The 547-nt window shown below is 55.4% G+C and carries 1 protein-coding gene and 1 pseudogene; one reads left to right on the top strand and one right to left on the bottom strand.

The window, feature by feature from the left end; all coding sequences use genetic code 11:
* Window positions 1–103: hypothetical protein (locus BFW87_RS32690; RefSeq protein WP_439848409.1), on the top strand; the 103-nt coding region annotated here is incomplete at its 5' end.
* A gap of 201 nt (window positions 104–304) precedes the next feature.
* On the opposite strand, the pseudogene BFW87_RS31305 reads toward BFW87_RS32690, so the two are convergent.
* A pseudogene (locus BFW87_RS31305) lies at window positions 305–547 on the bottom strand (HAAAP family serine/threonine permease); the annotation flags it as partial.

The following is a 547-nucleotide window of genomic DNA, read 5'->3' as shown; positions in this document are numbered from 1 at the left end:
GGACACCAAGGCCAGTGACGTTTACCGCTACCTGAACTTCGACCAGATCGCCGAGTTCCGCAAAATCGCAGCAAGCGCCAACATCCCGGTGATTCAAGCCTAAGGTGTTGATGCAATAAAAAAACGCCGCGTATCTCACGATACGCGGCGTTTTTTTATGCCAGGAATACGGTATCAGCAACACCACAAAACAAATGTGGGAGCGGGCTTGCCTGCGATAGCGGTAGTTCAATCACCCTCTTTAGTGACTGATACACCGCTATCGCAGGCAAGCCAGCTCCCACAGTTTTGATCGCGGCAGACCTTACCCAATCAGCGAATACACCAACGCTGTAATCGCCACCAAGCCAACAGCCGTCACAAACACATTGGACGCCTGCCCACGGTATTTGGCCATGGCCGGCACCTTGCGGATCGCGTACATCGGCATCAGGAACAGGATCGATGCGATCACCGGGCCGCCCAGGGTCTCGATCATGCCGAGAATGCTCGGATTAAGCGTGGCGACCAGCCAGCACACCACCAGCATGAACGCAGCGGTCATGCG

This window comes from Pseudomonas fluorescens (genome assembly GCF_002022275.1).
GTDB classification, from domain to species: domain Bacteria; phylum Pseudomonadota; class Gammaproteobacteria; order Pseudomonadales; family Pseudomonadaceae; genus Aquipseudomonas; species Aquipseudomonas fluorescens_AJ.
The sequence above is the reverse complement of the archived record's forward strand: the minus strand, read 5'-3'. Positions and strand labels throughout refer to the sequence as shown.